At 63.8% G+C, this 12,232-nt stretch carries 14 protein-coding genes; 8 read left to right on the top strand and 6 right to left on the bottom strand.

What is annotated here, in order from left to right; translation table 11 throughout:
• Nucleotides 1–111 precede the first annotated feature (111 nt).
• The 5 genes from xseA to pcp all read left to right on the top strand — a co-directional run bounded on the left by xseA (nt 112) and on the right by pcp (nt 4,074).
• Complete coding sequence (gene xseA, locus HMPREF3176_RS09420; protein WP_083286360.1) at nt 112–1,380, top strand: exodeoxyribonuclease VII large subunit; 1,269 nt, start codon at nt 112–114, stop codon at nt 1,378–1,380.
• 21 nt (nt 1,381–1,401) lie between these two features.
• The gene (locus tag HMPREF3176_RS09425; protein ID WP_070435543.1) at nt 1,402–1,671 is read left to right on the top strand and encodes an exodeoxyribonuclease VII small subunit; all 270 of its coding nucleotides are present in this window, start codon (nt 1,402–1,404) and stop codon (nt 1,669–1,671) included.
• A 105-nt stretch (nt 1,672–1,776) separates the two neighbouring features.
• The gene (locus tag HMPREF3176_RS09430) at nt 1,777–2,490 is read left to right on the top strand and encodes a DUF969 domain-containing protein (RefSeq protein WP_070459976.1); all 714 of its coding nucleotides are present in this window, start codon (nt 1,777–1,779) and stop codon (nt 2,488–2,490) included.
• On the top strand, nt 2,487–3,416 hold the full coding sequence (locus HMPREF3176_RS09435; RefSeq protein ID WP_034372388.1) for a DUF979 domain-containing protein: 930 nt from the start codon (nt 2,487–2,489) through the stop codon (nt 3,414–3,416). The genes HMPREF3176_RS09430 and HMPREF3176_RS09435 overlap by 4 nt, the downstream gene beginning before the upstream one ends.
• 13 nt (nt 3,417–3,429) lie before the next feature.
• Nucleotides 3,430–4,074 carry a pyroglutamyl-peptidase I gene (gene pcp / locus HMPREF3176_RS09440; RefSeq protein ID WP_034372385.1) on the top strand — a complete coding sequence of 215 codons (645 nt, stop codon included), beginning with the start codon at nt 3,430–3,432 and terminating at the stop codon, nt 4,072–4,074.
• A gap of 74 nt (nt 4,075–4,148) precedes the next feature.
• Here pcp and HMPREF3176_RS09445 read toward each other — a convergent pair whose 3' ends face one another.
• Together HMPREF3176_RS09445 and HMPREF3176_RS09450 are read right to left on the bottom strand one after the other, a co-directional pair.
• Nucleotides 4,149–4,745 carry a hypothetical protein gene (locus HMPREF3176_RS09445; RefSeq protein WP_070459980.1) on the bottom strand — a complete coding sequence of 199 codons (597 nt, stop codon included), beginning with the start codon at nt 4,743–4,745 and terminating at the stop codon, nt 4,149–4,151.
• A 6-nt stretch (nt 4,746–4,751) separates the two neighbouring features.
• Nucleotides 4,752–5,363 carry a DUF4245 family protein gene (locus HMPREF3176_RS09450; RefSeq protein WP_070459983.1) on the bottom strand — a complete coding sequence of 204 codons (612 nt, stop codon included), beginning with the start codon at nt 5,361–5,363 and terminating at the stop codon, nt 4,752–4,754.
• Between the two features lie 84 nt (nt 5,364–5,447).
• On the opposite strand from HMPREF3176_RS09450, the gene HMPREF3176_RS09455 reads away from it, so the two are divergent.
• On the top strand, nt 5,448–6,389 hold the full coding sequence (locus HMPREF3176_RS09455) for a carbohydrate kinase family protein (protein ID WP_070435434.1): 942 nt from the start codon (nt 5,448–5,450) through the stop codon (nt 6,387–6,389).
• A gap of 1 nt (nt 6,390) precedes the next feature.
• On the top strand, nt 6,391–7,800 hold the full coding sequence (locus tag HMPREF3176_RS09460) for a class II fumarate hydratase (protein WP_070435435.1): 1,410 nt from the start codon (nt 6,391–6,393) through the stop codon (nt 7,798–7,800).
• A 9-nt stretch (nt 7,801–7,809) separates the two neighbouring features.
• Here HMPREF3176_RS09460 and HMPREF3176_RS09465 read toward each other — a convergent pair whose 3' ends face one another.
• Both HMPREF3176_RS09465 and uppS read right to left on the bottom strand, forming a co-directional pair.
• The gene (locus HMPREF3176_RS09465) at nt 7,810–9,123 is read right to left on the bottom strand and encodes a PhoH family protein (RefSeq protein ID WP_070459986.1); all 1,314 of its coding nucleotides are present in this window, start codon (nt 9,121–9,123) and stop codon (nt 7,810–7,812) included.
• A 169-nt stretch (nt 9,124–9,292) separates the two neighbouring features.
• Nucleotides 9,293–10,060 (bottom strand): polyprenyl diphosphate synthase, encoded by a 768-nt coding sequence (gene uppS / locus HMPREF3176_RS09470; protein WP_070460156.1) that lies wholly within the window; start codon nt 10,058–10,060, stop codon nt 9,293–9,295.
• 68 nt (nt 10,061–10,128) lie between these two features.
• On the opposite strand from uppS, the gene HMPREF3176_RS09475 reads away from it, so the two are divergent.
• Nucleotides 10,129–10,962, top strand: a complete 834-nt coding sequence (locus tag HMPREF3176_RS09475) for a PAQR family membrane homeostasis protein TrhA (RefSeq protein WP_016664090.1) — start codon at nt 10,129–10,131, stop codon at nt 10,960–10,962.
• 4 nt (nt 10,963–10,966) lie between these two features.
• Here the strand turns inward: HMPREF3176_RS09475 and HMPREF3176_RS09480 are convergent, their stop codons facing one another.
• Together HMPREF3176_RS09480 and mca are read right to left on the bottom strand one after the other, a co-directional pair.
• Nucleotides 10,967–11,236: a hypothetical protein gene (locus HMPREF3176_RS09480; protein ID WP_070459988.1), complete on the bottom strand. Its 270-nt coding sequence runs from the start codon at nt 11,234–11,236 to the stop codon at nt 10,967–10,969.
• Nucleotides 11,233–12,231, bottom strand: coding sequence for a mycothiol conjugate amidase Mca (mca, locus tag HMPREF3176_RS09485; protein WP_141742416.1), 999 nt, complete (start codon nt 12,229–12,231; stop codon nt 11,233–11,235). The genes HMPREF3176_RS09480 and mca overlap by 4 nt, the downstream gene beginning before the upstream one ends.
• Between the last annotated feature and the right edge of the window lies 1 nt (nt 12,232).

The following is a 12,232-nucleotide window of genomic DNA, read 5'->3' on the forward strand; positions in this document are numbered from 1 at the left end:
GAAAGAGGGTGGCGTCGGCCCTTGTATTGTGCATTGGTTATCCACAGCGGTGGGCGGAGCCCACGCAAGCCGAGGATGGTCTGGCACAGTAGAGACATGCACGAAAGAGGCGTGGACCTACACCACATGACCGCACTCGAGGGAGGAGAGCCCCCAGCGCTGCCGGCGACGGCCGCGGAAACGACCGCGGAGCGCCCTTGGCCCGTGGGGTTGCTCAGCCAGAAGGTGCGAGATTACGTGAACCGCATGAGTGTCGTGTGGGTACGCGGCGAACTGGTGCAGGTCAGCCGGGGCAAAGGCGCACTGGTATTCATGACTCTTCGCGATACCGACATGGATGCGAGTTTCTCGGTATCGATGCGTGCGAGCGCGTTTGCGCGGCTGCCCCTCGAACCGCAGCAGGGCAGCGAAGTGGTGGTGCAGTGCAAGCCGACGTTCTGGGGGCGGCGTGGAACGCTCCAACTTGAAGCCGCCGATATCCGCGCGGTAGGAATCGGCGATCTGCTCCAGCGCCTCGAGCGTCTCAAGAGGGCCCTCCACCACGAGGGGCTCTTCGCCGCGGACCGCAAGAAACCTCTCCCGTTCCTCCCACGCAAGATCGGACTCATTTGCGGGCGTAAATCTGCGGCGGAGCGTGACGTCATCGTCAATGCCGAGAAACGCTGGCCGGCGGTGAGGTTCGAGACGCGCGAAGTCGCCGTTCAGGGCACGCGCGCCGTCGGCGAGGTCAGCGAAGCACTGCGCGAACTCGACGCGCGCAAGGACGTGGACGTCATCATCATTTCCCGCGGCGGCGGCTCGCTCGAGGATCTTCTCCCGTTCTCGGATGAATCGCTCGTGCGCCTCGCCGCTGCAGCTCGCACCCCTATCGTGTCGGCCATTGGACACGAGATCGACACGCCGCTTCTCGACCTCGTCGCCGACTATCGCGCATCGACCCCCACCGACGCTGCGAAGAGCGTTGTTCCCGATATGGCCCTCGAACGCGCACAGTTGGGCGATGCACGCCGTCGCTCGCACGCGGCGCTCTCCTCACGTCTCGAGCGGGAGCGGGAAGCACTTGCCGCTGTCCGAGCTCGCCCCGCATTCGCGCAGCCGCACACGATGATTGACAGCCACGCGCAGGTGATCGACGGCGCGATTGCCTCGGCTCGCGCGACCATTGCGATTGCCCTCGACCGCGCCGGTGAGCGCGTGAGGTCCCTCGCCGATCAAGCTCGGGCGCTCTCACCACTGCATACACTCGAGCGCGGCTACGCGGTCGTGCAAAGCGCGAATGGAGCCGCGCTCACCGACCCGAGCGAAGCACCCGAGGGTACTCGCGTATCAATCAGGCTCGCGGGCGGTCGCCTAGCAGCGACCTCTCTCGGCGAGGAATAACGAACTGTGAAGGAAAAGATCATGGAGAGCGAAGGCACCACTAGCGAACCGCAGGAGTTGCCTGAGGACATTCAGGCGCTCGGCTACGAGGAAGCGCGCGACCAACTGTTCTCGATCGTGCAGACCCTCGAGCGCAACCAGAGCGGGCTCGAGGAATCAATCGCGCTGTGGGAGCGCAGCGAGCTTCTCGCTCGGCGATGCGAGCAGTGGCTCGACGGAGCGCGCGTACGGCTCGACCGCGCGCTCGAGCGCGAGCAGGATGTACCCGAAGAAAGCTCTTCGCAGGACTAACGCTCGCAACGAGGCTTCTCACGCCTGTGCACGGCTCGACGTCACCGTTTTGTAACGACTAGAGTGACTGCGCACACTTACTTACCGTTATGAGAAAGGCTACTCATGGAGTACCTGAAGCTCATCGGCATCGTGATTATCGTGGTGGGCTTCGTGCTCAAACGAGACACGCTTGCCGTCGTGGTCGTAGCCGGTCTGGTTACGGGCCTCGTGGCTGGGCTGAGCCCACTGGAGCTGCTGACCCTTCTCGGCCAGTCGTTCACCGATCAGCGCGTTGCCACGTTGTTCATCCTGACCCTGCCCGTCGTGGGCATCTGTGAGCGCTATGGCCTCAAGCAAAAAGCCGTGGACCTCATCGGATCCGTCAAGAATGCGACGACCGGCACTGTCCTGTCGCTCTACCAGCTGATTCGCGCGGTCGCCATCGCGTTCTCGGTCCAACTTGGCGGCCACCCGCAGTTCGTGCGCCCGCTCATTTCACCGATGGCTGAGGGCGCCGCCGAGGCGAAGTTCGGCTCGATCACCGAGAAGCAGCGCGACTCGATTAAGGGCGCCTCCGCCGCCGCCGATAACTTCGGCAACTTCTTCGCACAGAACCTGTTCCTCGGCGCACCGGGCGTACTGCTCATCGTGTCGACAATGGCGGAGCAGGGCTACACCCAGGTCACCCCGCTTGCGGTGGCACTGTGGTCGATCCCTGTCGCGATTGCAACCATGATCTTTGGCGTCGTGCGCAACTTCCTTCTCGACCGCCGCCTTCGCGCCGAATCGACCTCCGGCGCTGCATCGACCGGCACCGAAGGGAGCGTGAAGGCATGACTCCCGATATCGTGATCGGCGAATTTTTCTTCATCCTCGTCGGCGTGATCTTCGCGATTACGGGCGGCCTGTGCGGGAAAGATGCCGCACTCAAGAACCGCATCCCGGCGGCGACCTTCTGGTTCATTCTCGCGTTCGCGTTTATCACCGGCCCTTGGGTACCGGCGTGGCTCATCGGCATCTGCGTCATTGCGCTCGCCACGATCACCGCCGTGTGGGGCGTAAAGCCCGCCGCGGTCGATCGCCCCGACCCCGCGCACGTTGAGGAACGCGCGTCGAAGCTCGGCTACAAAGTCTTTATTCCTGCACTGTCGCTCGCTGTTTTCGCGCTCGTCGCGGCAACCGTGTACCAGAAACTCGAGATGCCGACCTACCTCGCGGTGGGGACCGGCGCCGTGCTCGCCACCGTCGTGGGCCTCGTCGTCACGAAGGCGCCCGCAAAATTCGTGGCGGTCGACGGCGCACGCCTCACAATGGACGTCGGACCGGTGGGAATTCTTCCCCAGCTGCTCGCGGCCCTCGGTGCGGTGTTTACCGCCGCGGGCGTGGGCACGGTCATTGCCGACACCGTCGCGAAAGTCATTCCGGCACACAACCCCCTCGTGGGAGTCATCGCCTACTGCGTGGGCATGGCCCTTTTCACCGTGATCATGGGCAACGGCTTCGCAGCGTTCTCCGTGATTACCGTCGGCATCGGTATCCCGTTCGTCGTCGCGCAGGGTGGAAACCCGATCATCGTGGCAGCGCTCGGCCTGACCGCGGGCTACTGCGGCACACTCCTGACCCCTATGGCCGCCAACTTCAACGTGGTTCCCGCGGTCTTGCTCGAGATGAAAGACAAGTACGGGGTCATCAAGTCTCAAGCCGTGACTGCCACGCTGCTTTTGCTTGTGCACATCGTGCTCATGTACACCCTCGCGTTCTAATTGGAGGAACACCATGTCAATCCTTGTGACCGCATTTGATCCGTTTGGCGGGGAGAAGATCAACCCCGCGCTCGAGGCCGTGAAGGCACTTCCCGCCGAAATCGCGGGAGAAGAGGTCATCACGGTCGAAGTGCCCACAGTGTTCGGCAAAGCCATCGAGGCGGCGACGGCAGCGATCGAGAAGCACCAGCCGAGCGCCGTGCTCTGTGTCGGCCAGGCTGGCGGGCGCTTCGACATCACCCCAGAGCGCGTCGCGATCAACATCGACGATGCGCGCATTCCCGATAACGACGGCAATCAGCCCATTGATGAGCCCGTGGTTGACGGGGCACCGTCGGCGTACTTCGCGACCCTGCCGATCAAGGCGATGGCCGCGGCGATTCGCGACGCAGGCGTTCCCGCCTCGGTCTCGAACTCGGCGGGGACCTTCGTGTGCAACCACATCATGTACGGCGTTCTGCACCACCTCGCAACCGAGGGCCCGAAGGGCACCCGCGGTGGCTTCGTGCACGTGCCGTTCATCCCCGAGCAGACCGTGGGCAAGCCTGGTCAGCCCTCGCTTTCCACGGAGACGATCACGAAGGGGCTCACCGCAGCGATCCGCGCGATCGCTGAGAACGCGAGCGATGTGGCCACGGTCGAGGGCACAACGCACTGAGCCCCACGCACACACCGCACCCGGGGCGCTATGGCGCCACGGATACGAGTGTGTATCGCGGCAGCGCGGATCTCCTACCGCGCTGCCGCGCGTGCGTGAAGGTACGTGCCGAGAACGGCCACCACGAGAGCGACGACGGCAACGCCTGACACCCACATGCCGATCGCCCCGAAGATGAGCGTGCTCGTGACGGCCGCTCCTCCCTGCACACCGATCCACACGAGAAGCGGGGCGAACAGGAGAACAAAGGCGAGGATCCACGCAGCGACGAGGGCGCCCGTTGTTGTGCACGTGCGCACCGCGACGATGCCCGTTAGCGCAAACAGCGCTGCACCTGCGATCACGCACGCGAGCTGGGCGGTCGAGAAAATGCCTCCCCAGGCAAAAATTGCGAGGAGCGCGGAGGCGACGAGGCCAAGCACGATGACGACGGGGGCGGTTGCTGAGCGCGGGCGTTGCCGGCTCTGCGTCCCTGGGGCCTCTACCGGCGTCGAGGCGGCGGCAGGCCCGGGCGCAGACGTGCGCGCGGGCCTCGCGGTGGGCGTTGACGCAGTTGGGTCGGGACTCGCGACAGGCGCGAGGACTTCGGTGGGGTCAGCGCCAAGCGGCGCATCGAGCTTTTCGGTGGCGTCGGCACTACCGCGCGACGGACGGTGGGAGTTGTCGTTCATGGTTCCTCACTGGTTGACACGGTCGAGGGCTGCTTGCATGAGCTTTGTGTGCTCGGCACCATCGCCGGCCCCGTACACGATGAGCGTCGTCTCTCGAGCGGAGCATTCGATTCCCGACACCGGCTTGGCTGCGTCCGCGTTTGCGTCGCTCGAGGGGGATTGAATTTCGAGATTCGCACACTCCGTGCCTCTGATCTCGAAGTAATCCGCCTGCGTCACTTTTCCGCGGACTCGAGGGGAGAGCGCGGAAAAATCCGCCCGCGCCTGAAGGAGAGTTTCCAGCTCACCGGAGGGCGAGGTGTAGCGCACCTCCCAGTAGGCTGGTTCGGTCGTCGACATTTTCGCCTCACGCACCGTAAACCCTTCCGGCTCGACGTCGGCCGCGCGAAAGCCGAGAGACTCACTCGCACGCGCCGCGCTTTCGCTCACATTGACATGTGAACGCGCGGAGGAGGCCGTATCACGATCGTTCCGTCCGAGCCCGACGATGACAACCGCGGCAATAGCTACCACAATGAGGTTCAGTCCGATCGCCCACACAAGGTTCCGTACCGAGGTGTTTTTCTTCGTGGGCAGCTCGCGCTTTTTCCGCTGCGGTCTCTCGTGAGATTCGGCCATACCGCCATTGTTCCAAATTCCGAAGCGTCGCGCGCCGTGACTGAGGACCATGCGGCCCCCGCTGTGATCTGAAACAATACTGGCGTGAGTACCTATCTAACGATCGGCGAAGCGCTGACAGACATCGTAATCCGCAAAGACGCTCCCAGGGCCGAGCTCCCGGGTGGGTCCCCCATGAACGTGGCCGTTGCCCTCGGCCGCCTCGGCCACACCTCGCACCTGCTCACCCACATCGGCGATGACGAGCGCGGGCGCGCCATTGTGCAGCATGTTGAATCCTCGAACGTCTCGCTCACCCCCGGTTCGGTAAGGCCTGGGGCTCACACCTCGACTGCGGCCGCGACGATCGGCGAAGGCGGCGCGGCTTCATACGACTTCGACATCACGTGGGACCCCGATCCACGAGGACTGCCCGCGAAGGTCGATGCGGTGCACACCAGCTCGATCGCCGCGACACTCGAGCCAGGCGCCGATACCCTCCGCACGGTCGTGGCTTCGCTCCGCGAGATCGCCCTCATCTCCTACGATCCGAACGCGCGCCCCACCCTCATGGGAGATCCCGCGATCGCGCGCGAACCAATAGAGGAGAACATCGCGCTCGCCGACATCGTGAAGGCCTCAGACGAAGACCTCGAGTGGCTGTATGAAACGACCGACATCGACCAGGCTGCGCAATCATGGCTTCGCAGAGGCGTGAAGCTCGCGGTCATTACGCGCGGCGAGAAGGGCGCGACGGCGTTCACCGCGCAGGGGCGATTCGATATTCCGGGCGTCCGCGTCGACGTCACCGACACGGTTGGAGCGGGAGACACATTCTCGGCCGGCCTCCTCGATGCACTATCACGCAAGGGACTCCTCGGAGCTTCGGGCCGCGAGAAGATCAGCGCGCTCGAGGGGACGGCCATCGAGGACATCCTCGCGCACGCCGCGCTCCTCGCATCCGTGACAGTATCTCGCGCGGGCGCGAATCCGCCGTGGACGCGCGAAATCGCTGATCGCTGCACGCTTACATCCACGGAGGACTGACATGACTGGCACCGAAGATTTCCGCATCGAACACGACACCATGGGTGAGGTGCGAGTTCCCGTTTCGGCGCTCTACGGTGCGCAAACCCAGCGCGCAGTGGAAAACTTCCCCATCTCCCATCGCCCTCTCGCACCGTCGAACATTCACGCGCTCGCGGAGGTCAAGCGCGCCGCTGCCCTAGCGAACGCCGAACTCGGCGTTCTCGACGAGGAGCGCGCCGAGGCCATCGCCCGGGCCGCCGAGCGCGTGAGCGAAGGCGAGTTCGATGCACAGTTCCCGATCGACGTGTACCAAACGGGTTCGGGCACGAGCTCGAACATGAATATGAACGAGGTGCTCGCGCATCTCGCGAGCACGAACGAACGCCCGGTGCACCCGAACGACCACGTCAATGCTTCGCAATCGAGCAACGACACCTTCCCCACAGCCGTGCATCTCGCCGTGACACGCGATGTCACGACTCTCCTCATACCGGCCCTCGAGTCGCTCGCGAGCGCGCTCGAGCGCAAAGAACGCGAATTTGCGGGGGTCGTCAAGAGCGGTCGCACGCACCTGATGGACGCTACCCCCGTCACCCTCGGCCAGGAATTCGGTGGTTTTGCCGCGCAGGTACGCTACGGGATCGAACGTGTCGAGGCCGCAATCGGCCGCACCGCCGAGCTGCCCCTCGGCGGGACCGCCGTGGGCACCGGCATTAATACCCCCGCGGGTTTCGCCTCGCGAGTCATTGAACTCCTCCGCGAGCGCACTGGCCTCCCGCTCACGGAGGCGCGCAATCACTTCGAAGCGCAGTCGGCACGCGACTCCCTCGTCGAAATGAGCGGGGCGATTCGCACACTCGCGGTTTCTCTCACGAAGATCTGCAATGACCTTCGATGGATGGGATCGGGCCCCAACACGGGACTTGGCGAAATCGCGCTACCCGATCTCCAGCCGGGCAGTTCGATCATGCCCGGGAAGGTCAATCCGGTTATTCCCGAGGCGGTGCTCATGGTGTGTGCACGCGTTGTCGGCAATGATGCGGCGATCGCGTGGGGCGGCGCACAGGGGGCGTTCGAACTGAACGTTCAGATCCCTCTCATGGGAACGGCGCTTCTCGAGTCGATCTCTCTCCTATCGAGCTCCATGCGCGTCCTTGCGACGAAGACAATCGAAGGAATCCGTGCGAATGAGGAGCGGGCACGGTTCTTTGCGGAGGCCTCTCCCTCGGTCGTGACGCCTCTCAATAGGCTGATCGGCTACGAGAATGCGGCCGCGATCGCGAAGTATTCGGTTGCGAACCGCGTTTCAGTCCGCGAAGCGGCTATCGCACTCGGTTACGTCGAGCGCGGTGAGCTCACCAAGGAGCAGCTCGATTCCGCGCTCGACGTGTTCACGATGACCGCTCCCCCTGCCCCTCGGGGCGAGTAGGGGCGCCGTTTACGCGATTGGCGCGTCGAGGACTCGCGTGACGAGTTCGGCGACCTTGGAGCGTTCGGAGCGTTGGAGCGTCACGTGCGCGAAGAGCTCGTTGCCTTTGAGGGCTTCGATCACGGAGGCGACTCCGTCGTACCGCCCGACGCGCAGGTTGTCACGCTGCGCAACGTCGTGCGTGAGCACGACCCGGGAGTTCTGGCCGATGCGCGAGAGCATCGTGAGCAGCACGTTGCGCTCGAGCGACTGCGCTTCATCAACGATGACGAAGGCATCGTGGAGGGAGCGGCCGCGGATGTGGGTAAGCGGCAGCACTTCGAGCAGTCCGCGGCCGAGGACTTCGTCGACCACGGCGCCCGAGACCATCGACCCGAGTGTGTCGAACACCGCTTGCGCCCAGGGCCCCATCTTGTCGTCGTGATCCCCGGGAAGGTAGCCGAGTTCCTGACCGCCTACCGCGTACAGGGGCCTGAACACCATGATCTTGCGCTGGTGGCGCTTTTCGAGAACCGCTTCGAGGCCTGCGCATAGCGCGAGGGCGGACTTGCCGGTGCCGGCGCGGCCACCGAGGCTCACGATGGACAGTTCGTCGTCGAGTAGCAAGTCAATCGCGATGCGCTGCTCGGCGCTTCTGCCAGTCACACCGAAAACATTCCCGTCTCCCGGAACGAGACACACGTTGCCGTTTGGCAGGACGCGCCCGAGGGCCGAGCCGCGCGGGGACGTGAGCTTGAGACCCGTGTGGACGCCGAGATCGGCGAGCTCGGGGATCTCTATGCCCGTATGGCGGGCACCGCCCTCATCACTCCACAGCGCCGCCATCTGTTCCTCGGTGATGTCGGCGGAGGTGATTCCCGTGTAAGCGCGGTCGCGTGCGAGCTCCGCACGGTATTCCTCAGCCTTGAGCCCCGATGCACTCGCCTTGATCCGCATGGGAAGGTCTTTCGAGACGAGAATGACCTCGGCACCTTCCACCTGCAGGTTTTTCGCGACGGAGAGGATCCTCGTGTCGTTATCACCGAGGCGGAAGCCATCGGGCAGGTTTTCGGGGCTTTGGTGGTTGAGTTCGACGCGTACAGTGCCGCCCTGGTCCCCGATCGGCAGCGGTTCGGCGAGCGTGCCGTGCTTTTCGCGCAGGTCGTCGAGGATACGCAGAGATTGGCGGGCGAAATAGCCGAGTTCGGAGTGGTGCCGCTTCCCTTCGAGTTCGGTGATCACGACGATGGGGAGCACAACGTGGTGCTCCGCGAATCGAAAGATCGAGTGTGGGTCCGCCAGTACAACGGACGTATCGAGAACATAGGTAAGCGGCGCATTCATGGTCTCTCGCTTTCGAAGTCCTTCCGGTCGTCCACGACCGGCTACCGCTTCGATCCTTGCACCGCTTTCGGCTTCTTCGATCGGCTGACGCGCCGCTCATCCACGACGGTCACTTAGCCTTCACCCAAGCGTTACCCGGGGCACTCTTTAGGGGACGACGCCGCGACGATCAAGCCCCGAAACGCCGCTCGCGGCGAGCGAATTCCGCGAGCGCTCCATCAAAGTCGGCACGAGTGAAATCGGGCCACAGCGCCTCACAGAACACGAGTTCTGAATGCACGGACTGCCACAGGAGGAATCCTGAAAGGCGTTGTTCTCCGGAGGTGCGAATGAGCAGGTCGGGGGCGCTTTGCCCAGCCGTGTACAGGTGGTTTCCGACGGTAGCTTCACTCACGGCGTCGCGCAGGCTCGCGAGGTCTCCCCCGCGCGCAATTTCCTCGTCGATGAGGGAGTGAACCGCATCGACTATCTCGCGCCTGCCGCCGTAGCCGATCGCGAGATTCACCTCGAACGTCGTGGAGGAAGCCTCAGCAGGTTTCTGCGGCGCATCGAGCGCGGCGAGTCGTGCGGCGAGAGAGTCGGGGAGCACGCTTTCGGCACCGAGGATGCGAAGCGGAAACCCCATGTGTGCCACCTCGCGCGCGAGGTCGACGATGATGTCAAAAAGCTGCGCGAGTTCGGTGTCGGGCCTACGGAAGTTGTCGGTCGACAGGAGCCACAGCGTCAGCGTTTCGATTCCACTTTCGCGCGCCCACTCGATCGCTTCGAGAATAATCGCTGCCCCGGCGCGATGACCTTCGTAAGTCTCGAGCCCTCTCATTTTCGCCCAGCGACGATTGCCGTCGAGGATGATGCCGACATGGCGCGGCACGGACCCCGCGGGAAGTGCGGAGTGCGGCGTGGTGTCAGCAGGTCTCGAGGAATTCACGCCCTCCATTGTGGCAGGAGCGTCCCAGCCGACGCGCGCTTGCCCGGCATTTCCCACGACTCCTTCACAAAAGATTCGTGGAAGAGTCAAAAAAGTGGACGTCCCGTGACACCTACGCCACCGTAAGTTACGCTACCGTTATGAGCACCGATCAGCGAAACACGCAGCAGAGCGTAGCGAGCGTCGGAACCTCTCCCACCAACGGCGAAGCGGTGCCCACCGCCGCCAACGGGGCGAGCGTTCCCGAGCTCCTTGGCGCGTACGGAATTCACCTGCCCACGCTCCCTAAAAAGCCGAAGCTGCGCGGAATTATCCACCTCGTGGCTTTCCCCACCGCACTGATCGCGGGCATGCTGCTGATCGCGACCGGCTCGTCGCTCGCGGTGCGCCTGGCAACCGTCGTCTTCATCGTCACGGCGGGAATGCTTTTTGGCGTCTCAGCGACCTACCACCGCGGAACCTGGTCGGTACAGGGAACTCTCGCACTGAGACGTTTCGACCACGCGAACATCTTCCTCATCATCGCTGGCACATACACGCCTCTCGCAGTCGCGCTGCTCAACCCCCACGACGCGACCGTGCTACTCACGGTCTGCTGGATCGGCGCGCTCATCGGCGTAGCATTCAGGCTCCTGTGGACGAACGCGCCGCGATGGCTCTACGTACCCGCCTACGTCGCCCTCGGCTGGGTTGCCATCTTCTACATGCCTCAGCTTTACGCAGGTGGCGGCGCGGCCGTCATCGCCCTCATCATCGCGGGCGGCATCGCCTACACACTCGGTGCCATCGTCTACGGCACTAAGAAACCCAATCCCTCACCGGCGTGGTTCGGCTTCCACGAAATCTTCCACTCTTTCACTGTCGTGGGTTTCGTGTGCCACCTGATCGCCGTGTGGCTCGCCGTCGTTTAAAGCGCTACGCCTCTTCCTGAGGCTCCGCGGCCTCGTGTTCCGCACGCTCAGCTTCCTCCATGCGAATACGCACGTTTTCGCGGGCGCTCGAACGCCGCACGCGCCTCGACAAATCGAGCGCAAGAAGCACAAGCGCAATCGCCATCACAAAAAACACGACAAAGCCCGGCAGACCCGGCGTCACCGTCGCCGTCGTCATGTCTTCCGAGCCGGGAGGCGTCGTCGGAGCACCATCAGCGAGAATACCCAAGGCCGAAAGATGCGCGAGAGTCATTGTCGGATCCCTTCGAACAGATCGGATTCCGGAAGCGTCACGCCAATACGCGAATGGCGCAACTGAAAATCCTCGGTAGGCCACGCCTCGCGCTTAATTTCGTTGGAGACAGCGAAGAAGAAACCGTCCGGATCGACCTGAGTCGCATGCGCGAGGAGCGCGGCATCACGCACGTCAAGATACCTCGAAACATTCACTCGCGTCGTGATCGGTCGCTGATCGAGGCCCTCAAAATACTCCATTTGCGCCTCGAACGGATTGTCGAGCCCATGCTCGCGCATGTAGCGCGCGTACGCGATCATCTGGGCCGGCGGGAACAGAAGCTGGTAGTAAATCTTTGCGACCGCCCACGGCTCACCGAGCTCAGGCATGTAGCTCGGATCAGCTGCAAGCTCATAGGCGAGCATGCTGATCCTGTGCGAGTGGATGTGGTCGGGGTGGGGGTAGCCACCATTTTCGTCGTACGTGAGCATCACGTGCGGTCGCAGCTCACGCACGAGCTTCACGAGGGGGCGCGCTGCCTCTTCGGGATCGGTGAGGGCAAAGCAACCGTCGGGAAGTGCGGGCAGCGGCTCCCCTTCGGGGAGCCCCGAGTCGACGTAGCCAAGCCACACCTGGTTGATGCCGAGAATCTCGCGTGCGCGATCCATTTCGCGATGACGCACCGCGCTCAGATCCGCTTTCGCCTCGGGATCATCCTTCAGGCGCGGGTTAAGGATGTCTCCGCGCTCCCCGCCCGTGCAGGTCACGACGGTCACCTCGGCACCCTCGTCGACATAGCGGGCCATCGTCCCAGCCCCCTTCGACGACTCGTCGTCCGGATGGGCGTGAACAGCCATGAGCCGCAAGCGGCAGGGATTCTTCTCGACTTCTGCTTCGGGGTGTCCACCGTGATTCAGGAGCGCCTTGAAGGTCTCATCGCTCGGTGCAAGCGCCGCCTTTGGCACCCCCGTGTCCTCGGGCGCCACGCCTGCGCGGTAGCGCCCCGTCGTCATT

It is taken from the genome of Dermabacter sp. HMSC08H10 (assembly GCF_001807585.1).
In the GTDB taxonomy this organism is placed as follows: Bacteria; Actinomycetota; Actinomycetes; order Actinomycetales; family Dermabacteraceae; genus Dermabacter; species Dermabacter hominis.